Source organism: Formosa algae (genome assembly GCF_001439665.1).
GTDB lineage: Bacteria > Bacteroidota > Bacteroidia > Flavobacteriales > Flavobacteriaceae > Formosa > Formosa algae.
Genome location: NZ_LMAK01000045.1, coordinates 129,369 through 150,794 on the forward strand (window position 1 = coordinate 129,369; position 21,426 = coordinate 150,794).

Consider the following 21,426-nt stretch of genomic DNA (forward strand, 5'->3'; position numbering starts at 1 on the left):
TTTTTAATTTGATTTAAAATATCCTTTCATAATTCCGCGTTGCGAATCTCTAATAAATTGAAGAATTTCGTCGCGTTCTGGAGTAGCTTCCCACTCTGCTTCTATAATTTCTACGGCTTGCGTATTGTTATAATTCTTTTGATATAGTACACGGTAAATATCCTGTACTTCTCTTATTTTTTCGGTGCTGAAACCTCTGCGTCTTAATCCTACAGAATTAATACCGACATAAGATAATGGTTCGCGTGCTGCTTTTACAAACGGTGGCACATCTTTTCGTACTAAAGATCCTCCTGTTACAAAAGCATGGTTACCAATAGAGCAAAACTGATGAACAGCTGCCATACCCGCTAAGACCACATAATCTCCAACAATAATATGTCCTGCTAAAGTACTGTTATTTGAGAAGATACAATTTTTCCCCACAATACAGTCGTGAGCAATATGGCAATATGCCATAATTAAACAGTTGTCTCCAATCACAGTTTTCATACGGTCTGTAGTCCCTCTATTTATGGTTACACATTCGCGAATGGTAACATTGTCTCCAATAATAGTTAATGTATCTTCGTCGTTATATTTAAGGTCTTGAGGTACACCAGAGATCACCGATCCAGGAAAGATATTACAATTTTTACCAATTCTAGCACCTTCCATAATGGTAACATTACTTCCAATCCAAGTTCCCTCTCCTATCACTACGTTATTATGAATGGTAGTAAAAGGATCTATAACTACATTTTTTGCAATTTTCGCACCAGGGTGTACGTAAGCTAATGGTTGATTCATGTGATAATTATTATTTAACTTTTGAAATTTGAGCCATTAATTCGGCTTCTGCACATAGTTTTCCATTAGCATAAGCATAGCCTTGCATATGGCATATTCCTCTTCTTATAGGTGTAATTAAATCGCACTTGAAAATTACGGTATCACCAGGAACAACCTTTTGTTTAAATTTAACTTTATCTATTTTCATAAAGAATGTAAGGTAATTTTCTGGATCCGGAACTGTACTTAATACTAAAATCCCTCCAGTTTGTGCCATGGCTTCTACAATTAAAACACCTGGCATAACTGGTGATCCTGGAAAATGTCCCACAAAGAACGGTTCGTTCATTGTAACATTCTTCATTCCTATTACTCCACTATCTGATAATTCAAAAATCTTGTCAATCAATAAGAATGGTGGCCTGTGAGGCAACATATTCATAATTTGATTTACATCCATTAAAGGCTCTTGATTTAAGTCTACGAAAGGCACATTATTACGTCTTTCGTTCTTAATAATTTTAGACATTTTTTTAGCAAACTGAGTGTTTACAAAATGACCAGGTTTATTTGCTATAACTTTACCTCTAATTCGTGTTCCTATTAAAGCTAAATCACCAACAACATCTAACAATTTATGTCGAGCAGCTTCATTAGGATAATGTAACGTTAGGTTATCTAATATACCGTTAGGCTTAACGGTAATAGAATCTTTTTTAAAGGCTTCTTTTAGCTTCTCCATGGTTTCTGGAGACAATTCTTTATCTACATAAACTATGGCATTGTTTAAATCGCCACCTTTAATTAATCCATGCTCTAAAAGCATTTCTATTTCGTGTAAAAAACTAAAAGTTCTTGAGTCTGCAATGGTTTCTTTAAAGTCTTTAATTTGATTTAAAGTTGCATTCTGAGTTCCCAATACTTTAGTTCCAAAATCTACCATAGTAGTAATTTGGTATTCTTTAGATGGCATTAAAAGAATTTCACTTCCGTTTTCTTCATTAATATAAGAAATCACTTCGGTAACTACATATTCTTCTCTAAAGGCTTTCTGCTCTATAATTTCTGCTTTTTCTAAAGCTTCAACAAAAAACTTTGAAGACCCATCCATAATAGGTGGTTCTGCTGCACTTAGTTCTATTAAAACATTATCTAAATCTAATCCAACTAAAGCTGCTAAAACATGCTCGCAAGTTTGAATAATGACACCATTTTTTTCTAAACATGTACCACGTTCTGTATTGGTTACATAAGTCGCATCTGCTTCTATAACTGGCGTCCCTTCTAAATCCATGCGTTTAAACGCAAACCCAAAATTTTCTGGTGCAGATTTAAAGGTTAAGGATACATTGTTACCTGTATGTAAGCCTACACCATTTAAAGAGATACTGTTTTTAATGGTTTTTTGTTTGATATCTGTATTAACTATAGCCATTATTTCTTTTCTAATTCGTTTATTTCTTTAACTATTTTTGGTAAATTCTTAAAATGCACATACGACTTATTGTAATCACCGTAAGAGAATGCTGGAGACCCTTGTAAGACTTCATTGTCTTTTATATTTCTTCCAATACCAGACTGTGCTTGCACTTTTACATTGTTTCCAATGGTAATATGTCCCACAATACCGACTTGACCTCCGATAACACAATTTTCGCCAATTTTAGTAGAACCTGCAACACCTGTTTGAGCAGCGATTACTGTGTTTTTTCCAATTTCTACGTTATGTGCAATTTGTATTTGATTGTCTAATTTTACACCTCTTCTAATTATTGTAGATCCTAAAGTTGCACGATCTATAGTCGTTCCTGCTCCAATATCTACAAAGTCTTCGAGTATTACATTTCCTATTTGGGGTACTTTATCGTATTCACCACTTTCACTAGGTGCGAAACCAAAACCATCGGCCCCGATTATACTTCCAGAATTAATAACGCAATTGTTTCCAATAACACATTCTGAATAAATTTTAGCTCCTGCGAAAAGGATCGTATTGTCACCTATAGTAACATTGTCTCCTATATATGAGTTTGGAAAAATCTTTACATTATCTCCAATTTTAACATTATCTCCTATATATGAAAACGCTCCAATATAAATTTTATCACCATATTTTGAAGATTCGGCAATAAATGAAGGCTGTTCTATTCCTTCTTTACTAAGCTTAACAGAGTTATAATATTCTAATAATTTAGAAAATGCTTTGTAAGCATCGTTCACTTTTATTAAAGTAGTCACAAGATTATGCTCAGGAATAAATGTTTTATTTACTATAGTAATAGATGCCTTAGTCGTATATATATAATGTGTATATTTTGGGTTTGCCAAAAATGTTAGCGCACCTTCAATACCTTCTTCAATCTTAGAAAGCGTAGAAACTTCTACGTCGGGATTACCCACAACTTCTCCTTCTAAAATTCCTGCTATTTGTTCTGCTGTAAATTTCATCGTGGCAAAAATAGGAAAAATGTCCTAAAGTTTAGCTTTAGGATAACATATATAATATTTAGTAACCGGTTTTGAAAGCGCTTTTAGGTTTAATTGATCTGATGCTTTCACAATATCTTCTATCTTACCAGACTTATATAAAATTTTTATTTGAGGTCCATTTTGCTGATATGCCTGATTGGTTATTTCTCCTTTAAATACAAAATAATCGGCTTCGGCTTCGCTAATATTAAACGTGGACATTAGTGCCTTTTCCTGAGCTTTTAATTCACTTTTCTTTATTTTTTTCTGCTTGACTTTAATTTTCAATAAATCTCTATTTAAAATCATTTCACATAAATTACGAAGCACAAAATCGTCATGATATTGCCATTCTTTCATTGCCGAAATAATATCATAATCATCTAAATTAGAAAACGTTTCAAGTGTTTGTGTATCAAAATTAGTCGCGTTAAATTCTGTTTTTAAGAAATAAGACAATGCTCTGCTCGCTACTAAATCTACATTGTTATGAGATAATTCTTTAGCACGTTTTAATACCCGAATTAACAACTGTTCGGCAACAACGCTTGTTTTATGTAAGTAAACTTGCCAATACATTAAACGTCTTGCTACCAAGAATTTTTCTACACTATAAATCCCTTTATTTTCTACCACCAATTCGTCGTCTACCACACTTAGCATAGTAATTAAACGTTCACTATTTATATTGCCTTCTGCAACACCTGTATAAAAACTATCGCGTTTTAAATAATCTGCACGATCCATGTCTAATTGTGAAGAAATTAACTGACACATAAAGTTTCTGTGGTATTCCCCTTTAAAAATAGAGATGGCTAGCGTTAAACTTCCGTTAAATTCATCGTTTAACTGCTCCATAAAAAGCAACGAAATCTGCTCGTGAGAGATCCCATTTACTATACTATGTTCCATGGCGTGCGAAAACGGACCATGCCCAATATCGTGTAAAAGTATGGCTATATTTAAAGCAATTTCTTCATCTTCAGAAATGTCAACCCCTTTAAAACGAAGCACATTCACTGCTTTTTGCATTAAATGCATACAACCAATTGCATGATGAAATCTGGTATGATGTGCGCCTGGATAGACTAAATAAGACATCCCCATTTGGGTGATTCTTCGTAAACGTTGAAAATATTTATGCTCAATTAAATCAAAAATTAACGAATTTGGTATGGTAATAAATCCGTAAATTGGATCGTTTAATATTTTAAGTTTATTCATCTATATAGTTTAGAAATGCTTAAGATGATCTTCTAAAATACTTAAAAAACCACTAAAACATTACAAATATAACGATATGAATAAGATAAATATACTTTGGGTTGATGATGAAATTGATTTACTTAAACCACACATACTTTTCTTAGAGAAAAAAAACTACATAGTTACTAAATGTAGTAGCGGTACAGAGGCGCTCGAAGTGTTAGAAAGCAATAAATTTGATATCGTTTTTTTAGACGAAAACATGCCTGGCTTAACCGGTTTAGAAACTTTAAATGAAATTAAAGAAAAAGACCATACACTGCCTGTCGTTATGATTACTAAAAGTGAAGAAGAGTATATTATGGAAGAAGCTATTGGAAATAAAATAGCAGACTACTTAATAAAACCGGTAAACCCGAACCAAATTTTACTAAGTCTTAAAAAGAATTTAGACCACTCGCGTTTAATTTCTGAAAAAACCACATCTAATTATCAGCAAGAGTTCAGAAAAATTGCAATGGATTTAATGTCTGTGAACAGTTACGAGGACTGGGCAATACTTTACCAAAAATTGGTGTATTGGGAAATTCAGTTAGAAAATATTGAAGACGCAGGAATGTTCGAAATTTTAGAATCTCAAAAAACAGAAGCTAACGCCTTATTCGGAAAGTTTATTGCTAAAAACTACACCGATTGGTTCGACCATAGCACAGATGCTCCAACCATGTCCCATACCCTATTTAAAAATAAGGTGGTTCCTGAATTAAGTAAAGAACAACCAACGTTACTTGTGGTAATAGATAATTTAAGGTACGACCAGTGGAAATCTTTTGAACCCTTTTTAACACCTTATTATAAGAAGGAAACAGAAACCCCATTTTATAGTATTTTACCAACCGCTACACAATATGCTAGAAATGCAATATTTTCTGGTTTAATGCCTAGTGACATGGAAAAATTACATCCAGAATATTGGAAAAATGATACAGATGAAGGTGGAAAAAATTTATTTGAAGGCGAATTTCTTGAGGCGCAATTAAAACGTTTAGGTTTACAAAACTTAAGCTGCGAGTATCATAAAATCACCAACCTTAAAAATGGGAAGAAATTAGTCGATAATTTTAAAAGCATGAAAAACAACGACCTGACTGTTGTGGTTTATAATTTTGTTGATATGCTTTCGCATGCTAAAACTGAAATGGATGTGGTAAAAGAATTGGCTTCTAACGATAAAGCTTACCGTTCTCTAACACAAAGTTGGTTTAAAAACTCGCCTTTGTTCGAAATTATTCAGCAAGCCCATCAATTAGGGTTTAAATTAATATTAACTACAGACCACGGGACTATTAACGTTAAAAACCCTTCTAAAGTGGTTGGAGATCGAGATACGTCTTTAAATTTAAGATATAAAACGGGAAGAAGCTTAACATTTGAGTCTAAAGATGTCCTGGAAATAAAGAATCCAAAATCTGCACATTTACCAACTTTAAATATGAGCAGTTCCTTTATTTTTGCCAAAAACGATTTGTTTTTCGCCTATCCTAACAACTACAATCATTATGTAAGTTATTATAGAAATACGTACCAACACGGTGGTGTATCTTTAGAAGAAATGATTATTCCATTTGTAGTGCTTCAACCAAAAAAGTAAAATTTCAACTCATAAAAATCATTAGCAATATTAAATTTTATTACTTATAATTGCACTTTTACACTATGCTAAATACAAGAGAATTTCAGTTAGAAAACCTAGACGAAGTTGCCAATCAAATTCTTGAAAATGCAACCTCTAAAACCATACTTTTCTATGGTGAAATGGGGGCCGGTAAAACCACTTTAATAAAAGCTTTAGTGAAAGCTTTAGGTTGTGACGACGATGTTAGCAGTCCGACCTTTTCAATTGTAAATGAATATAGTGTAAATGATGGTTTAGTATATCATTTCGATTTTTATAGACTTAACGACGAAGAAGAAGCTTATAATTTCGGAATTGAGGATTATTTAGAATCTGGAGCTTGGTTATTTATAGAGTGGCCAGAACGGGTAAAACATATTCTAGAAAACGAAAGTTGTAATCGTTTAACGCTTGAAAGTTTAGATTCTAAAACTAGATCAATAAAGTTTACAACACATTAAAAACTAATATTTAAAGCAATTTAGCACGCAAATACGATCACAAAAATAAATAAGTACGGTTTTACCGTAACGGCAATGATAGAAAACAGTGCTTTTTAACATAATTTTAACATTTGGGCTTAATACCGATTTATGCAATCTATATATTTGATTCATTAATTAATTAAATCCCTTATAATTATGAAAACTAAAAAGTACGTTATCGCAGCCGCGATTATTGGAGGAATGTTTTTTACTGCACAAGCAACAAACCTAATCAACTTAGATGGCCAACAAACAACAAACATCGAAAAATGGAAAATTAAAATTCCTACTCACGGATAGTAGAAGTTTAATTTTAGGGAGTGTGATTGCTACTTTTATAGCAACGACTCCTTACCTATTTTATCTTTATGAAAGTGTGCCGTCTAATATTAAAACATGGCACACTTTTTTATTTACATACGAAAGTAGATTTTACGGCGGTTTAGATATTGTAGCATGGACATTAACAGGTAAATTAATACCATTAATGCTTTTGTTTATATGGTTTTTTACTTGTCGCCATTGGTGGTACCACGTATTGATTGTACCTATAGCAATGTATATGTTTCAAATTTTCACCATTTTAAACGACGACATACAATATGTAGATAGTAACCAAATCTTATATTTACTACCTGTAATGGCGTTTATAATTCCTTCAATTTATCTCATTAGAGCAAGAATTTTTAACAGATTAAACACCGTAGATAAATCACTTCAAGACCTTGAAGACGAATTTAAAATTTCGCCAAGAGGATTTAAAGATAAGATGAAAGATTATTTTTAAATTACATTTAACAGATCTAATTATTATTTGTATTTTGAATGCTTATTATAGGGTAAAAACATATGTCTAAATCATTTTCTCCGTTTACACACCAACAGTTAATTCCACAAGAAGAAACACTTGAAATTTTTAAAAATAAAGGCAGTTTATTTATTGGCATTCCCAAAGAAACTGCTTATCAAGAAAAACGTGTGTGTCTAACTCCAGATGCGGTTTCTGCTTTAATATCAAACGGACATCGTGTACTCATGGAGGCAGGTGCTGGATTAGGCGCTAATTTTACAGATAAAGATTATAGTGAAGCTGGAGCAGAAATTACTAGAGACACCTCTAAAGTTTTTTCTTGTCCCATGATTCTAAAGGTAGAACCTCCTACTCTAGAACAGATTGATCTTATTAATCCGCAAACTATTTTAATTTCTGCTTTGCAACTAAAAACTCAGGATAAAAAATATTTTGAAGCTTTAGCGGTAAAACGTATCACGGCTTTGGCATTTGAATTTATACGTGACGAAGATGGTCACTATCCGGCAGTGCGCTCTCTAAGTGAAATTGCAGGAACAGGTGCTGTAATTATTGCTTCAGAATTATTATCGAATATTAATCAAGGTAACGGATTATTATTTGGAAATATCTGTGGTGTGCCTCCTGTAGAAGTTGTCATTATAGGTGCTGGAACGGTAGGTGAATTTGCAGCCAGAAGCGCTATAGGATTAGGTGCTAATGTAAAAGTTTTCGACAATTCTATTTCTAAATTAAGACGCATTCAGACCAATTTAGGACGTCCTATTTTCACTTCTACCTTACAGCCTAAAAATCTTACAAAAGCATTAAAACGTTGCGATGTTGCCATAGGTGCAGTTAGGGGAAAATCACGTTCCCCAATAGTTGTATCAGAATCTATGGTGCAATGCATGAAAAAAGGTTCTGTAATTATGGATGTCAGCATAGACATGGGCGGGTGTTTTGAAACGAGTGAAGTCACTTCTCATAAAATTCCAACATTTAACAAACATGGTGTAATACATTATTGCGTACCCAATATACCAGCCAGATTCTCTAGAACTGCCTCTATATCAATAAGTAATATTTTTACACCGTATTTATTAAAGATCGCAGAAGAAGGTGGTTTAGAAAATTCCTTAAGATTTGAGAAAGGTTTAAAAAATGGGTTGTACTTTTATCACGGTATTTTAACGAATCGTTCCGTTGGAGAATGGTTTAATTTAAAATATAGCGATATTAATCTCTTAATTTTTTAAATGACACTTATACATCGTATTGGATATTACTTAGGCGGATTTTCATTAGGCCTTATACTGCTAGCTTTTTTTTTAAGCGGAAAAAAAACATCTTGTAGTTACGGACTAGATGCTCGCGTAATTAAAAACATAAACACAAAACCTGTAGTGTATAGCGAAAATGCTAAATCTATAATTAAAAATCAAAGTATAGACACTATTATACTTAACCATGTTTTACACAAAGGCGATGTCGATTTTTCTAAAAGCGACACCTCCTCAGAGCCTTGTAAAACCTACTATTTAAATGGTACATTAGATAAAAAATCTATTGCATTAATTATAAAAAACTGCAAAGAAAAAGCAACTATCGAAGACATTAAACTTCTAGACTAAACTAGTTTACAGCAAAAAAGGTTGACTTCACGAAGTCAACCTTTTTTGTTTAAGTATATTATTACATATTATAATTTCTTTCTTCTTTTCTTCTCTTTAGAAAGTAAATTTAATTCTCTTCCTGTCTGTCCTGCAACAGACGTATTTTCTTCAGCACGTCTTATCAAGTAAGGCATAACATCTTTAACGGGGCCAAAAGGCACATATTTAGCCACATTATAACCTAAATGCGATAAGTTAAAACTAATATGATCGCTCATACCATATAACTGCCCAAACCAAACACGTTTATCTGAATTAGCAACCCCTTTTTCAGACATTAAATCCATTAATAAATACGAGCTATTCTCGTTATGCGTGCCATTAAATATAGACATCTCATCTAAATGATCTAACATATAGGCTACAGCATTATTAAAGTTTAAATCTGTAGCTTGTTTATTTTCGCAAATTGGCGTCGGATATCCAAGCTTTTCTGCCCGTTCATTTTCCTTTTCCATATATGCGCCACGCACGAGCTTGTATCCTAAATAAAACCCTTCAGCTTTAGCTAGTTTATGTTGTTGCTTCAAGAAATCTAAGCGGTCGTGTCTATACATTTGTAAGGTATTAAACACTATAGCTTTCTCGGTGTTATATTTTCGCATCAATTCAGTAATTAAATCGTCTGCAGCATTTTGCATCCAACTCTCTTCGGCATCAATCAACAACAACACATCTCTTTCTTTTGCCGCTTTACAAACCGTTTCAAACCGATATTTTACGCGCGACCATTCTTCGGTTTCTTTTTCTGATAAAGTTGTGTGTGCCCCTATTTTTTCAAACAATGCAATTCTTCCAAAACCAGAAGGCTTAAATACTGCAATAGGAATAGATTTACGCTCTTCAGCAAAATTTATAATTTTCATGGTGATTTTAAGTGCGGCATCAAATTCGGTTTCATTTTCTTTACCTTCAACAGAGTAATCCAAAACAGAACTTACACCTTTCTCATACATATTATCAATAACAGGTAAACAATTTTCTTCATTAACTCCTCCACAAAAATGATCGAACACTGTGGCCCTAATCAATCCTTCTACAGGTAATTTTGCCTTTAAAGCAAAATTTGTTGCAGCCGTTCCAATACGCACTAAAGGCTCTATTGAAATCATTTTGAAAAGAAAATATGCTCTTTCCAATTCAGAATCACTTTTTAATGCAAAAGCAATTTCCGTGTTATCGAAAATTGTATTTTTATTCATTCACTTAAAATATTTATGTAAATATAATGAAGCTGAACTTACTTTTTTGCAAAAAACTCCTTATTTTCACGGTTATTTTTTTAGACCTATTTTATGAAAACTATAGAAAGTAACACCAATAAAATTCACTTCACTACAAGTGCGTATCAACACGTAAACACACATATAAAAGAGAGCAATCCTTCTAATATATTTATTATAGTAGACGAAAACACTCACAAACTTTGTTTACCGCATTTATTATCTGAAATAGAAACAACTAGCACTATTGAAATTATTGAAATAGAGTCTGGAGAAATTAATAAAACTATTGAAACTTGTGTTGGTGTATGGAACGTACTTTCTGAACTTGGAGCCGATAGAAAAAGTCTTGTTATTAATTTAGGCGGAGGCGTAATTACAGATTTAGGTGGTTTTGTAGCTTCTACTTTTAAACGTGGTATAACTTTTATAAACGTTCCTACTACCCTATTATCTATGGTAGATGCTTCTGTGGGAGGAAAAACAGGAGTAGATTTAGGGACTTTAAAAAATCAAATTGGTGTTATTAATACACCCGAAATGGTTATTATAGACACTACATATTTAAAAACGTTAGCTCAAAACGAAATGCGTTCAGGTTTAGCAGAAATGCTTAAACATGGATTAATACAAGACAAAGCGTATTGGGATAAATTTAAAGACTTGTCTGTATTAAACTCAGAACATTTAGACGAGTTAATTTACGAGTCTGTTTTAATAAAAAAACATGTTGTAGATATAGATCCTAGAGAAAACGGACTAAGAAAAACACTTAATTACGGACACACTATTGGACACGCTATAGAATCTTATTTCTTAAGCAATACACATAAAACAAATTTACTACACGGTGAAGCTATTGCTATTGGAATGATTTTAGCCTCGTACATCTCTACAAAACTTACAGGCTTAAGTGAAGCCGAAAACACAGAAATAAAAGATCTTATTCTAAGTATATATGATTTTGTTACTATTAATGAAGAAGATTACGAACCTATTATTGAGCTTTTAAAGTACGATAAGAAAAACTCTCATGGTAATATTAATTTTGTGCTTCTAAGCGCTATAGGCCAAACTAAAATAGATTGTCTGGTGCCAAATGATCTGATTATTGAAGCGTTAAATTTTTATAACGGTTCGTATTAAATAAAAATAATTTGTAAATTTAGTATCCCGAGATAAGCGACATTTAACAATACTATTAAACATCTAAAACACTTTTAAGATGAGAAAAGTTATTGTTGATTATAAAAAACTAACGCCTGAGATTTTAACAAAATTGACAGAGAAGTTTCCTGATGGTTATAATGATCGAGATATTATTACGTTCGATAACCACCATAATGAGACCATAGAAGCCGTTGAAATAACAGTTAACGATACAAATTATTTAGTCAAAGTAAGTTGTAAACTACATTATACGATGACTAATTTTGATCGTACTAACGACATGGTCTTAAATAGCCTTGGACACATTGTTGTAGATTTTCCAGACGAACCCAACCTAACTTTAGACGAAGATTTAATATTTACAAATGAAGAAGAATAAAAAAAGAGCCTAATATTTAATATTGGGCTCTTTTTTATAATTTGATTTAAAATGCTTACGACTATAATTCTTTAAAGATATAGTGCATTAAACGTTTTTTATCATTTATGCTTTCTTCTAAAGAAATCATAGTTTCTGTTCTGTATACACCTTCTATGTCGTCAATCATAAAAATAACGTCTTTTGCATGAGCTGTGTTTCTTGCTCTAATTTTACAAAAGATATTAAATTTGCCAGTTGTGATATGAGCAACCGTAACAAATGGTAATTCGTTAATACGCTCTAACACAAATTTAGTTTGAGATGTATTATTTAAATAAACACCTATATAAGCGATAAAAGAATATCCTAATTTTTTATAATCTAAAGTTAAAGAAGAACCTTTAATAATCCCAGCGTCTTCTATTTTCTTAACTCTAACATGAACAGTACCAGCCGAGATCAATAATTTCTTAGCGATATCTGTAAAAGGAACCCTTGTGTTATCAATTAACATATCAAGAATTTGGTGGTCTATTTCATCTAATTTAAATTTTGCCATATCTGTACTTTTTGTTCTTTACAGCAAAAATAATACATTTTTATGTATTAATCTTATCAAATTATTAAGGTTTTCACAATTTTAATAAAAAATTGACATCACCTATGGTCACGAAATCGTTTTCGATACCTACTTTCACCACTTGCTCATCCACACCTAACACCCTCATTCTATTGGCGTTAATCTCTTTATGACCATAAAAATCTGATAGCATTGCGATACTCTCAATCTTTGATAAAAACTCAATTTTTTTGTTAATTAATTTTTCAACAAACAGTATTCCAATGTCTAAAATCTCAGGATTTTCAGTTGTACCTACATTAGCATCTCTAATAATAATATCGTAAAAACACTTACCATTTTCTGGAATTGTAAAGTAATCTTCATATTTATCGCCATTAACAGCATGCTTAGCGATATAGTTAAATGCAGAGAGATAAGCCGCATAAATATAGAAACGTGTAATATCTCTATCGTAATCATTTGCAAAATGTCCAGCTTCAAATAGTATTGTAGGTACATTAAAAGACTGAAAGCTGTCCCCTACGCAATTTATATTAAAAGAATCATCATAACGTCCTACATGTCCTGGAATTAAGTCTTGTAAAGTATTATTCATTTCAGCTATAATATCCATACCAACCTTTCTTGAGTCGGTTACCGCTCTATGTTCATCTTGAGCTGGAGATAAAAATGAAACTGTAGCTGTTTTATTAGCACGTGCCACACTAAATATAGTACGTTGTCCATGTAAGTTAAAGCAATAATGAGGTTTAAAGTCATTAAAAGCAGCTCTCAACACTTTACTCTCTGGTTGCGACAAGGTTTGTGCATCTCTATTTAAATCGATGTCTATAGCATTAAGCCTTGTGTATGCTTCAGCACCATCAGGATTTAAAATAGGTATAATATAAAAGGTACATGCATCTTTTAAATGGCTTAATGTGGTATTTGGATGTTTAAGGGTATTAATGAAATCGAAAAGTGCTTTTGTGGTTGTAGATTCATTTCCGTGCATTTGAGACCACAGTAACAATCGTTTTTTACCTGTTCCAAATTTAATAGCAGAGATAGGTTTACCTAATACAGAAGTTCCAATTTCTGAAACTTCAAAACTAGAATCCAATGTTTCTAAAAGTGGTTTAATATGTGAATTGGTAATATAGCGCCCTTCTAATTCTTGCTCTTTATGAGTCTGATATAGACTTGTAATTTCTTTAATAGTCATAGCATTTTTATAAGTACACAAATGTAAACAATTATACATTTACAATTGTAAACGTTTTGACATGGTCTGTTTGTATACATTTATATACATCCTAAAAGTGATTTATAAGTAAATATAGGTCTTAAGTAGCCTTAAATTATTTCACCTCAAAACAAACACACTATAAACTGTATTTCAGTAGTTTATACATATATATTTAAAGCTAAACATTAATATATATGTGACATAAATCACCAATAATGTTGACAGCATTATTCTTTTTGTTACATTTGTAATCAGCTAACAGCTTTAAATTGGTTTACAATGATAAACAGTGATGAGTTTACAAAACGACTTCAAAAAGTGATTGACTTTTACGGTGAATCTGCTTCTTCTTTCTCTGAAAAAATTGGCGTACAACGCTCTTCTATTTCTCACATTTTATCCGGGAGAAATAAACCGAGTTTGGATTTTGTAATGAAAATTCTAAGCACCTATCCTGAAGTAGAACTCTATTGGTTATTAAACGGGAAAGGTTCCTTCCCTGCCGAAACTAAAACAAAGCATACTCCAGATCTGTTTTCAAAAGACACAGCACCTGCACCCCCACCTAAACAAAAACCACAAGAAATACAGAGACCACAAGAACCGCTTGCAGATCAAATTCCTAATCCTGTTTTTAAATCAGATCCTTCTAAACAAATAGAACGCATCGTAATTTTTTATACAGACGGAAGCTTTAAAAACTTTGAGAACTCAATTTAAGTTCACTATTTTTACCGAAAAGAAACTTTTATGAAACCATTGCTTCTATTACTACTTGTCTTAAGCATGGCAAGCTGTTATAATGTGAACAGAAATTGTACAGATTTTAAAACTGGGCATTTTTACAGTGAAATTAATATTGATGGAACCACATTTAAATCGGAGTTTAGCAGAACAGACAGCCTGCAAATAGAATCTTATGAAGGAAAAATTGATTCTTCCCAAGTACGATGGATAAATGATTGCGAAGTTGTTTTTAGAACTATACATCCTAAAAACAGAGTAGAACGAAAAGACATTCACTTAAAAATACTAACCACAACAGATTCTTCTTACACTTTTGAATATTCTTATGTTGGTGAAGACTTAAAACAAAAAGGTATCGCTATTCGAGCCAAATAAGCCTATTTAAAGCACAGTTTTCTCTATAACGACACCAAACACATCTCTAAGATTTTTAATTCGTTAATTGACTTAAAAACGATTTAAAACAAAAAAATCACCATAAGAATAATTCTCATGGTGATTTTTTAATCTATATAAACTCTTTTTTTAGAACAGTGTAGGCTCAGAATTTTCAGATGAATCTTCACTATCCTCATTGTCGGAATCATCTTCAGAAGTATCTGTTTCAGTTTCATATGGTAGCGGATCCAATAAATTTATTTGTTTTACTTTATCTGTAGTTAATTGATTTCCTAGAGCTTTAATACCTTTTATTGAAATAAATTCTTCAAGATTGACTTCTTGATTTTCCTTCTGATCTTTACCACGTTCTTTACCAAAAACAATCTCTGCGATTGGCAACCAATCTGTAGAAACTATTTCTAAATGCGATTTTTCATGTTCAGAGATAAAGACTTCTTCTCTGTTTTCATTTTCAACCATAAAACGTTTTACGTAATATCGTTCTTTCTCTCCTTCATAATAAATAGCAGATATCGGTTTCTTTGGTGTCCATTTTTCAAGCACAATCATGTCGTTGTCAAAATGCGCAGTTAATTCAGGTAGTATGGTTTTCACTGACCCTGATTGACTAATAATCAACAAGCGATCTTCTCCTCTAAATTCACCTAACAATTCACCTCTACCATCTACATTTAAACGACGCACTGTATCATCAAACCATATTTTACGTGGTTTTAATGTTGAAACTCCTTTTTCTTTAAGCTCAATTTTTTTAATTGGGAATTTGCTAACTAGATTTCCTTTAGACGCACGACCTTTTATAAGGATATCAGAAAAATCTAAATCCCATTTTAACTTCTTAATACTTCCTACTTGTCGCAACAATACAGTTACAACTTCTGCTTCTCCATTAGGGTTGGCAGAAAAATACAAACCTGTAGAGCCTTTTGCTCCTGTTGTTAAATCGTATTCTTTGTCGCGCGTAATTGCAGTAACAGCAAAGCGTTTAACATATGTTGGTCCTTTGCTGCCATCTCGATAAATCATATTATAAATGGTACGCTTGTCTTTTTTCTTAAACACAGCCACATGAATAATATCTTTACCTATAAATGTTTTAGAATCCACTTTAGTAACTATCATTTTACCGTCTTTGGTAAAAACAATAATATCATCTATATCACTACAATCTCCGACATATTCGTCTCGCTTTAAAGAGGTCCCTACAAAACCTTCAACACGGTTTACATATAATTTTGTGTTACGAATAATTACCTTAGTCGCATCTACATCATCAAAAATTCTAATTTCTGTTTTACGCTCACGTCCTGCTCCATATTCTTTTTTCAATCTCACGAAATACGCTATTGCATAATCGATTAGATTTGCCAAGTGATGTTTTACTTCAGCTATTTGCTCGTCTAAAGCATCAATTTTTTGTTGTGCTTTATCGATATCAAATTTAGAAATACGCTTAATCCTAATCTCTGTTAACCGTACAATATCATCTTCGGTAACCAAACGTTTTAAATGTTTGGTAAACGGTTTTAAACCAGAATCGATAGCTTTAATAACACCTTCCCAAGTTTCCTCTTCTTCTATATCGCGGTAAATTCTATTTTCAATAAAAATCCGTTCTAGAGATGCAAAATGCCATAGCTCTTCAAATTCGCTAAGTTTAATTTCTAATTCACTTTTTAGAAGCTGCACCGTATTATCTGTAGACCGACGAAGCATTTCTGTAACACCAACAAATAATGGTTTATTATCTTCAATAACACAACCTAAAGGCGAAATAGAACTTTCGCAACTCGTAAACGCATATAATGCATCTATTGTTTTATCTGGAGAGATTCCCGCTGGCAAATGCACTAAAATCTCGACATCTGCAGCTGTATTATCCTCAATTTTTTTAATTTTTATTTTACCCTTATCATTTGCTTTAAGGATAGAATCTATAAGTGACGATGTATTTGTTCCGAAAGGAATCTCTGTTATAACTAACGTATTTTTATCTAGTTGCGAAATTTTTGCACGTATACGCACTCGACCACCTCGCAAACCATCGTTATAATTAGTAAAATCTGCAATACCAGCAGTTGGAAAATCTGGTAAAATTGTAAATCCCTTACCTTTTAAGTGCTTTACAGATGCATCTATTAATTCTATAAAATTATGAGGTAATATTTTTGTAGATAATCCTACAGCAATTCCTTCACCGCCTTGCGCTAATAACAACGGAAACATAACCGGTAAATTTACCGGCTCTTTTCGTCGACCATCATAAGAGGCTTGCCATTCTGTAATTTTAGGATTATACACTACATCTAAAGCAAATTTGGATAATCGCGCTTCTATATATCTTGATGCAGCAGCACTATCTCCTGTTAAAATATTTCCCCAGTTTCCTTGAGTATCTATTAACAGATCTTTCTGACCAATTTGCACCATAGCGTCTGCAATACTCGCATCTCCGTGTGGATGATATTGCATGGTATGCCCTACAATGTTCGCGACTTTATTATAACGACCATCATCCAAGTCTTTCATAGAATGCATAATCCTACGTTGTACTGGTTTAAAACCATCTTCAATCGCAGGTACTGCACGTTCTAGAATTACATAAGATGCATAATCTAAAAACCAATCTTTATACATCCCGGAAACCCTAGTAATCGTCTCTTGGTCTTCGGGAAGATTAGTATTTAATTCGTCGTTATCGCTTTCAATCATTAATAATTACGCTTTATTTGAAATATTCTTTTTTACTATTTTACTTAAAGATTGCCCAATATATCTTCGCTTTCTACTCGTCACTAAAGTTGTATTGAAGCGTTCTTTTATAGTTGATTTATCACTTTTAATATACAACACTAAACACCTGTATATTAAATAGTTTTTGAATTTAAAACCAATTAAATCTTTCTTTTCAAACTCAATTTCATGAGCTCTATAATTAAATCTTTCAGACAATAATAACCCTTTATTAGTCACTACAATCTGTTCCCCATCACTATCATACTCAAAGTATTTAGCAATTAAATATACTGCTAAAAACACACATGCGTAAATAGAAAACACAATAACAAAGGTTAACCAAAAGTTATTTGTTAAATCACTAAAAGCTCTAAATACCGTAGCCAAAACAATGGCTAAGACAATTAAAACGAAATACACTGAAATAATAGTATTTTTTACGTTCCCGTTATCCGTTCTCATTTTTTTCTGCTACTAAATCTATTTCTACTTTCAAATTATTTATAATGAATTTCTGACGTGTTGGTGTGTTCTTACCCATATAGAATTCTAACAACTCTTCTATAGACATATCCTTATCCAACATAACAGGTTCTAATCGAATATTCCCACCTATAAAATGCTTAAACTCGTCTGGAGAAATTTCACCTAAACCTTTAAATCGTGTAATTTCTGGTTTCGGCTTTAATTCGTCAATCGCATTTACACGTTCTTGTTCTGAATAACAATAAATGGTTTTTTTCTTATTTCGAACTCTAAACAATGGCGTCTGTAAAATATACAAATGGCCTTCTTTTATAATTTCTGGAAAAAATTGCAAGAAGAACGTAATTAATAATAATCTAATATGCATTCCATCGACATCGGCATCTGTGGCAATTACAATATTGTTATATCGTAAGTCTTCCATAGACTCTTCGATATTTAGGGCTGCTTGAAGTAAATTAAATTCTTCATTCTCGTATACAATCTTTTTACTTAAGCCATAACAATTTAAAGGTTTCCCCTTTAAACTAAAAACAGCTTGTGTATTTACATCTCGAGATTTAGTAATACTTCCGGAAGCCGAATCACCCTCGGTAATAAACAAGGTAGACTCTAAATTTCGTTCATTTTTAATATCGCCAAAATGTACACGACAATCTCTTAATTTTTTATTGTGAAGACTCGCCTTCTTAGCGCGATCTTTTGCCAGCTTTCTAATTCCAGATAATTCTTTACGCTCACGTTCTGCTTGAAGAATTTTTCGTTGAATCTTATCGGCTGTATCTGTGTTTTTATGAAGAAAATTATCTAAATATCTTTTTATAAAATCGTTTATATAGGTTCTTACCGTTGGTAATTCTCCACCCATATCTGTAGACCCTAATTTTGTTTTTGTCTGACTTTCAAAAACGGGTTCCATTACTTTTATAGCAATTGCTGTAACTATAGACTTTCTAACATCTGAAGCATCGTAATTTTTACCATAAAACTCGCGAATGGTTTTTACAATCGCTTCGCGATAGGCAGATAAATGCGTACCTCCTTGTGTTGTATTTTGTCCGTTAACAAACGAATGATATTCTTCAGAATACTGTGTTCTACTATGCGTTAGAGCCACTTCTATATCATCGCCCTTTAAGTGAATGATTGGATAAATCATATCACTTTCTTTAATGTTTTCGCTTAATAAATCTTTTAATCCGTTTTCGCTATAATATTTTTCACCATTAAAAACTATAGTTAACCCTGGATTTAGGTACACATAGTTTTTAAGCATTTTTTCTACATACTCATTTCTAAATTTGTAGTTTTTAAATATTATTTCATCTGGAACAAAGGAAACCTTAGTTCCTTTTCGTCTGGTAGTTTCTTCTAAGAATTCCTGATCTTTAAGATTTCCTTGTTCAAATTCTGCAGAAGCCGATTTTCCATCTCTTGAAGATTCTACTCTAAAATAAGAAGACAAAGCATTTACGGCTTTGGTACCCACACCGTTTAATCCTACAGATTTTTTAAAGGCACGAGAATCGTACTTTCCTCCGGTATTCATTTTAGACACCACATCTACCACTTTTCCTAAAGGAATTCCACGACCGTAATCGCGAACAATAACTTTACTACCTTGAATAGAGATCTCGATAGTTTTTCCTGCCCCCATGACATACTCATCGATAGAGTTATCTAAAACTTCTTTTAAAAGAATATAGATTCCATCGTCTGGAGAAGATCCGTCACCAAGCTTACCAATATACATCCCTGGTCGCATACGAATATGCTCTTTCCAGTCTAATGAACGTATATTATCTTCGGTATAATTGGTTTGGTCTAGCATAGATTTTTAGAGATGAGTTGCTAATATAACATTTCGGCTTCAAAAATAAAACAGTAACACTAGTATTTATCAACAAAAAGAGCCAATGTTTTCACATTGGCTCTGATTTTTTATTTAAAAATAAATCGTTAAACGTTGAATAAGAAATGCATAACATCTCCATCCTTAACAACATAATTTTTTCCTTCTACTCGCATTTTTCCTGCTTCTTTTACTTTTGCTTCACTTCCGTAGGTCACAAAATCCTCGTAAGCGATAACTTCTGCACGAATAAACCCTTTTTCAAAATCAGTATGAATCACTCCTGCAGCCTGTGGTCCTGTTGCTCCAATATCTATAGTCCAAGCACGAACTTCTTTAACTCCAGCTGTAAAATACGTTTGCTGATTTAATAATTTATAAGCCGAACGAATTAATTTAGACGCTCCTGGCTCTTCCAATCCGATGTCTTGTAAAAACATTTGACGTTCTTCAAAATCGTCTAATTCGTTAATATCTGCTTCTGTTCCAACAGCCAAAACTAATACTTCAGCATTTTCGTCTTTCACCGCTTCTTTAACTAAATCTACATAAGCATTTCCAGAATTTGCAGCAGCTTCATCTACATTACAAACATACATTACTGGTTTTGCTGTAATAAATTGAGATGGCTCTACAAAATCTTCATACTCATCATCTTCAAAATCTATAGCACGCACAGAAACACCTGCTTCTAAATTTGTTTTAATTTTCATTAAAGTCGCCTCTTCTTTCTGAGCATCTTTATTTCCTGTTTTTGCAGCACGTTTTACTTTCTCAAGTTTTTTATCAACCGTTTCAAGATCTTTCAACTGTAATTCCATGTCGATAGTTTCCTTATCACGAATCGGATTTACATTACCATCTACGTGCACAATATTATCATTATCAAAACAACGTAATACATGAAGAATTGCATCTGTTTCACGAATATTTGCCAAGAATTGGTTTCCTAAACCTTCACCTTTACTTGCGCCTTTAACCAAACCAGCGATATCTACAATCTCTACAGTTGCAGGCATAACTCGCTCTGGATTCACTAATTCTTCTAATTTCTCAAGTCTTGGATCCGGCACATTTACCACACCAATATTAGGCTCGATAGTACAAAACGGAAAGTTTGCACTTTGCGCCTTAGCATTAGATAAACAATTAAATAAGGTTGACTTTCCTACGTTTGGTAATCCTACAATTCCAGCTTTCATGTATAATATAATTTTGCGAGTGCAAATGTAAGTAATTATCTGAAGTTTTTAAGATAAAATAAATCCTGAATACGAGTATTAAAAATAGGGCTTACTAATGAGATAGATTTCATAGTCTATTAATTAACCAAAAAGCAGTTACTCCTCTATTAAAACTTAATATGTATTTACATTTTAAATTGTAAATCGTAAAAAACTTACTAAGACCATACAAAAACTTAAACATTACACAATTAAAAGACTAAAAATAAGTAATTACTAAAAACACACGCTGTAAATCTGTTGGAAATTGATATTTTAATAAATATACTGACAGACAACATTCTACAATCTATTTAAACTATTAATTTTTATATCTTTAAGA

Annotated in this window: 21 protein-coding genes; 10 read left to right on the forward strand and 11 right to left on the reverse strand. The window is 32.4% G+C overall.

Annotated features, from left to right (window positions below):
* Nucleotides 1-3 precede the first annotated feature (3 nt).
* The 4 genes from lpxA to AST99_RS12015 are packed head-to-tail and all read right to left on the reverse strand — an operon-like array spanning nucleotide 4 to nucleotide 4,464.
* Nucleotides 4-789, reverse strand: coding sequence for an acyl-ACP--UDP-N-acetylglucosamine O-acyltransferase (gene lpxA, locus AST99_RS12000; protein WP_057782073.1), 786 nt, complete (start codon nucleotides 787-789; stop codon nucleotides 4-6).
* A gap of 10 nt (nucleotides 790-799) precedes the next feature.
* Entirely contained in the window at nucleotides 800-2,206 is a 1,407-nt protein-coding gene (locus tag AST99_RS12005; protein WP_057782074.1) for a bifunctional UDP-3-O-[3-hydroxymyristoyl] N-acetylglucosamine deacetylase/3-hydroxyacyl-ACP dehydratase, read from the reverse strand.
* Nucleotides 2,206-3,219 carry a UDP-3-O-(3-hydroxymyristoyl)glucosamine N-acyltransferase gene (gene lpxD / locus AST99_RS12010; protein WP_057782075.1) on the reverse strand — a complete coding sequence of 338 codons (1,014 nt, stop codon included), beginning with the start codon at nucleotides 3,217-3,219 and terminating at the stop codon, nucleotides 2,206-2,208. The genes AST99_RS12005 and lpxD overlap by 1 nt, the downstream gene beginning before the upstream one ends.
* 24 nt (nucleotides 3,220-3,243) lie before the next feature.
* A complete protein-coding gene (locus tag AST99_RS12015) occupies nucleotides 3,244-4,464 on the reverse strand; it encodes an HD domain-containing protein (protein ID WP_057782076.1) in 1,221 nt (406 codons plus the stop codon).
* A 76-nt stretch (nucleotides 4,465-4,540) separates the two neighbouring features.
* Between AST99_RS12015 and porX the strand changes: the two genes are divergently transcribed.
* The 6 genes from porX to AST99_RS12040 all read left to right on the forward strand — a co-directional run bounded on the left by porX (nucleotide 4,541) and on the right by AST99_RS12040 (nucleotide 9,030).
* Nucleotides 4,541-6,097 (forward strand): T9SS response regulator signal transducer PorX, encoded by a 1,557-nt coding sequence (porX, locus tag AST99_RS12020; protein ID WP_057782077.1) that lies wholly within the window; start codon nucleotides 4,541-4,543, stop codon nucleotides 6,095-6,097.
* Nucleotides 6,098-6,162: 65 nt separating this feature from the next.
* A complete protein-coding gene (gene tsaE, locus AST99_RS12025) occupies nucleotides 6,163-6,582 on the forward strand; it encodes a tRNA (adenosine(37)-N6)-threonylcarbamoyltransferase complex ATPase subunit type 1 TsaE (protein ID WP_057782078.1) in 420 nt (139 codons plus the stop codon).
* A 180-nt stretch (nucleotides 6,583-6,762) separates the two neighbouring features.
* Nucleotides 6,763-6,906: a hypothetical protein gene (locus tag AST99_RS18760; protein WP_172441747.1), complete on the forward strand. Its 144-nt coding sequence runs from the start codon at nucleotides 6,763-6,765 to the stop codon at nucleotides 6,904-6,906.
* Entirely contained in the window at nucleotides 6,848-7,393 is a 546-nt protein-coding gene (locus AST99_RS12030; RefSeq protein WP_057782079.1) for a hypothetical protein, read from the forward strand. Before AST99_RS18760 ends, AST99_RS12030 begins: the two co-directional genes overlap by 59 nt.
* 62 nt (nucleotides 7,394-7,455) lie before the next feature.
* A complete protein-coding gene (locus tag AST99_RS12035; RefSeq protein ID WP_057782080.1) occupies nucleotides 7,456-8,655 on the forward strand; it encodes an alanine dehydrogenase in 1,200 nt (399 codons plus the stop codon).
* Nucleotides 8,656-9,030 carry a hypothetical protein gene (locus tag AST99_RS12040; RefSeq protein WP_057782081.1) on the forward strand — a complete coding sequence of 125 codons (375 nt, stop codon included), beginning with the start codon at nucleotides 8,656-8,658 and terminating at the stop codon, nucleotides 9,028-9,030.
* Nucleotides 9,031-9,098: 68 nt separating this feature from the next.
* On the opposite strand, the gene AST99_RS12045 is transcribed toward AST99_RS12040, so the two are convergent.
* Nucleotides 9,099-10,274: a proline dehydrogenase family protein gene (locus AST99_RS12045; protein WP_057782082.1), complete on the reverse strand. Its 1,176-nt coding sequence runs from the start codon at nucleotides 10,272-10,274 to the stop codon at nucleotides 9,099-9,101.
* 93 nt (nucleotides 10,275-10,367) lie between these two features.
* Here AST99_RS12045 and aroB point away from each other — a divergent pair, with 93 nt between their 5' ends.
* Together aroB and AST99_RS12055 are read left to right on the forward strand one after the other, a co-directional pair.
* Complete coding sequence (gene aroB / locus AST99_RS12050) at nucleotides 10,368-11,441, forward strand: 3-dehydroquinate synthase (protein ID WP_057782083.1); 1,074 nt, start codon at nucleotides 10,368-10,370, stop codon at nucleotides 11,439-11,441.
* A 79-nt stretch (nucleotides 11,442-11,520) separates the two neighbouring features.
* Nucleotides 11,521-11,844 carry a hypothetical protein gene (locus AST99_RS12055; protein ID WP_057782084.1) on the forward strand — a complete coding sequence of 108 codons (324 nt, stop codon included), beginning with the start codon at nucleotides 11,521-11,523 and terminating at the stop codon, nucleotides 11,842-11,844.
* 61 nt (nucleotides 11,845-11,905) lie between these two features.
* Here AST99_RS12055 and AST99_RS12060 read toward each other — a convergent pair whose 3' ends face one another.
* Both AST99_RS12060 and AST99_RS12065 read right to left on the reverse strand, forming a co-directional pair.
* A complete protein-coding gene (locus AST99_RS12060; RefSeq protein ID WP_057782085.1) occupies nucleotides 11,906-12,385 on the reverse strand; it encodes an Lrp/AsnC family transcriptional regulator in 480 nt (159 codons plus the stop codon).
* A gap of 73 nt (nucleotides 12,386-12,458) precedes the next feature.
* Nucleotides 12,459-13,613 carry a M14 family zinc carboxypeptidase gene (locus AST99_RS12065; protein ID WP_057782086.1) on the reverse strand — a complete coding sequence of 385 codons (1,155 nt, stop codon included), beginning with the start codon at nucleotides 13,611-13,613 and terminating at the stop codon, nucleotides 12,459-12,461.
* A gap of 303 nt (nucleotides 13,614-13,916) precedes the next feature.
* Here AST99_RS12065 and AST99_RS12070 point away from each other — a divergent pair, with 303 nt between their 5' ends.
* Together AST99_RS12070 and AST99_RS12075 are read left to right on the forward strand one after the other, a co-directional pair.
* A complete protein-coding gene (locus tag AST99_RS12070; protein WP_057782087.1) occupies nucleotides 13,917-14,357 on the forward strand; it encodes a helix-turn-helix domain-containing protein in 441 nt (146 codons plus the stop codon).
* 30 nt (nucleotides 14,358-14,387) lie between these two features.
* Complete coding sequence (locus AST99_RS12075; RefSeq protein WP_057782088.1) at nucleotides 14,388-14,759, forward strand: hypothetical protein; 372 nt, start codon at nucleotides 14,388-14,390, stop codon at nucleotides 14,757-14,759.
* Nucleotides 14,760-14,909: 150 nt separating this feature from the next.
* On the opposite strand, the gene AST99_RS12080 is transcribed toward AST99_RS12075, so the two are convergent.
* From AST99_RS12080 to ychF, 4 genes are all read right to left on the reverse strand, one after another.
* Nucleotides 14,910-17,498 carry a DNA gyrase/topoisomerase IV subunit A gene (locus tag AST99_RS12080; protein WP_057782089.1) on the reverse strand — a complete coding sequence of 863 codons (2,589 nt, stop codon included), beginning with the start codon at nucleotides 17,496-17,498 and terminating at the stop codon, nucleotides 14,910-14,912.
* 6 nt (nucleotides 17,499-17,504) lie between these two features.
* A complete protein-coding gene (locus tag AST99_RS12085) occupies nucleotides 17,505-17,984 on the reverse strand; it encodes a hypothetical protein (protein WP_057782090.1) in 480 nt (159 codons plus the stop codon).
* The gene (locus AST99_RS12090) at nucleotides 17,971-19,839 is read right to left on the reverse strand and encodes a DNA topoisomerase IV subunit B (protein ID WP_057782091.1); all 1,869 of its coding nucleotides are present in this window, start codon (nucleotides 19,837-19,839) and stop codon (nucleotides 17,971-17,973) included. Before AST99_RS12090 ends, AST99_RS12085 begins: the two co-directional genes overlap by 14 nt.
* A 128-nt stretch (nucleotides 19,840-19,967) precedes the next feature.
* Complete coding sequence (ychF, locus tag AST99_RS12095) at nucleotides 19,968-21,062, reverse strand: redox-regulated ATPase YchF (protein ID WP_057782092.1); 1,095 nt, start codon at nucleotides 21,060-21,062, stop codon at nucleotides 19,968-19,970.
* Nucleotides 21,063-21,426: the final 364 nt, after the last annotated feature.

Excerpts from the sequence above, each read along its gene's own strand:
- ychF (WP_057782092.1), bottom strand. The coding sequence starts at position 21,062 with ATGAAAGCTGGAATTGTAGGATTACCAAACGTAGGAAAGTCAACCTTA.
- AST99_RS12005 (WP_057782074.1), bottom strand. The coding sequence starts at position 2,206 with ATGGCTATAGTTAATACAGATATCAAACAAAAAACCATTAAAAACAGT.
- AST99_RS12055 (WP_057782084.1), top strand. The coding sequence starts at position 11,521 with ATGAGAAAAGTTATTGTTGATTATAAAAAACTAACGCCTGAGATTTTA.
- aroB (WP_057782083.1), top strand. The coding sequence starts at position 10,368 with ATGAAAACTATAGAAAGTAACACCAATAAAATTCACTTCACTACAAGT.
- lpxD (WP_057782075.1), bottom strand. The coding sequence starts at position 3,219 with ATGAAATTTACAGCAGAACAAATAGCAGGAATTTTAGAAGGAGAAGTT.
- AST99_RS12075 (WP_057782088.1), top strand. The coding sequence starts at position 14,388 with ATGAAACCATTGCTTCTATTACTACTTGTCTTAAGCATGGCAAGCTGT.
- AST99_RS12070 (WP_057782087.1), top strand. The coding sequence starts at position 13,917 with ATGATAAACAGTGATGAGTTTACAAAACGACTTCAAAAAGTGATTGAC.
- AST99_RS12080 (WP_057782089.1), bottom strand. The coding sequence starts at position 17,498 with ATGATTGAAAGCGATAACGACGAATTAAATACTAATCTTCCCGAAGAC.
- AST99_RS12015 (WP_057782076.1), bottom strand. The coding sequence starts at position 4,464 with ATGAATAAACTTAAAATATTAAACGATCCAATTTACGGATTTATTACC.
- AST99_RS12030 (WP_057782079.1), top strand. The coding sequence starts at position 6,848 with ATGGCCAACAAACAACAAACATCGAAAAATGGAAAATTAAAATTCCTA.
- AST99_RS12035 (WP_057782080.1), top strand. The coding sequence starts at position 7,456 with ATGTCTAAATCATTTTCTCCGTTTACACACCAACAGTTAATTCCACAA.
- AST99_RS12085 (WP_057782090.1), bottom strand. The coding sequence starts at position 17,984 with ATGAGAACGGATAACGGGAACGTAAAAAATACTATTATTTCAGTGTAT.
- AST99_RS12090 (WP_057782091.1), bottom strand. The coding sequence starts at position 19,839 with ATGCTAGACCAAACCAATTATACCGAAGATAATATACGTTCATTAGAC.
- AST99_RS12065 (WP_057782086.1), bottom strand. The coding sequence starts at position 13,613 with ATGACTATTAAAGAAATTACAAGTCTATATCAGACTCATAAAGAGCAA.
- lpxA (WP_057782073.1), bottom strand. The coding sequence starts at position 789 with ATGAATCAACCATTAGCTTACGTACACCCTGGTGCGAAAATTGCAAAA.
- AST99_RS12045 (WP_057782082.1), bottom strand. The coding sequence starts at position 10,274 with ATGAATAAAAATACAATTTTCGATAACACGGAAATTGCTTTTGCATTA.
- AST99_RS12040 (WP_057782081.1), top strand. The coding sequence starts at position 8,656 with ATGACACTTATACATCGTATTGGATATTACTTAGGCGGATTTTCATTA.
- porX (WP_057782077.1), top strand. The coding sequence starts at position 4,541 with ATGAATAAGATAAATATACTTTGGGTTGATGATGAAATTGATTTACTT.
- AST99_RS18760 (WP_172441747.1), top strand. The coding sequence starts at position 6,763 with ATGAAAACTAAAAAGTACGTTATCGCAGCCGCGATTATTGGAGGAATG.
- AST99_RS12060 (WP_057782085.1), bottom strand. The coding sequence starts at position 12,385 with ATGGCAAAATTTAAATTAGATGAAATAGACCACCAAATTCTTGATATG.
- tsaE (WP_057782078.1), top strand. The coding sequence starts at position 6,163 with ATGCTAAATACAAGAGAATTTCAGTTAGAAAACCTAGACGAAGTTGCC.